Source organism: Microbacterium paludicola (assembly GCF_039529675.1).
Lineage (GTDB): Bacteria > Actinomycetota > Actinomycetes > Actinomycetales > Microbacteriaceae > Microbacterium > Microbacterium paludicola.
In genome coordinates this window covers 1-500 of record NZ_BAAANG010000047.1, presented here as the reverse complement: position 1 = coordinate 500, position 500 = coordinate 1, and the positions used below count along the sequence as shown (strand labels likewise).

The 500-nt window shown below is 63.4% G+C and carries 1 protein-coding gene and 1 pseudogene; one reads left to right on the top strand and one right to left on the bottom strand.

Features of this window, described 5'->3' with window-relative positions; translation table 11 throughout:
* The coding region (locus ABD161_RS15545; RefSeq protein ID WP_344005034.1) for a DUF488 family protein, N3 subclade at positions 1–203 on the top strand (203 nt) is incomplete at its 5' end.
* On the opposite strand, the pseudogene ABD161_RS15540 reads toward ABD161_RS15545, so the two are convergent.
* Positions 186–500: pseudogene (locus ABD161_RS15540) on the bottom strand (hypothetical protein); the annotation flags it as partial. The gene ABD161_RS15545 and the pseudogene ABD161_RS15540 sit on opposite strands and share 18 nt — an antisense overlap.

Below are 500 nucleotides of genomic sequence, written 5' to 3'. Positions count from 1 at the left end.
ATGCCTCATCAGACGCCGGCGCAACGGCACGGGCGCGCTATCGCGAGCTGATCACCAGCGGCGACGGCGCAGACGCGGTGCGTGACCTGGCGGCCCTCTCCGAGGAGCACACCGTCGCCGTGCTGTGCTTCGAAGCAGACCAGACCCACTGTCACCGCGAGCAGATCATCGCCGCAGTGGCGGGCTCATCCGTCCTGGTCTAGATCGAACAAGCCCACGCTGGTGCCGACACCCTCCGGCGGGTAATAGACTCCGAGCACGCTGAAGCTGTGGCGCTTGCGTGCATCCTCGAAGTTGCCCATGAAGAACGAGGTCTGACGGCCTGGAGCGAACATCTGGGTGAGGAACTTCCGTTCGATCTGAGCGATCGCATCGGTGTCGTTCTCGTGACGCAGCCGCCCCTGCAGAGCTGTGAGCTCCCAGTCCAGAATCTGCCCCGTGTGTCGAGGACATCCATCATCCGTGCAGAAGTACTCATAGCGGGCTATGAACCTTGGCGC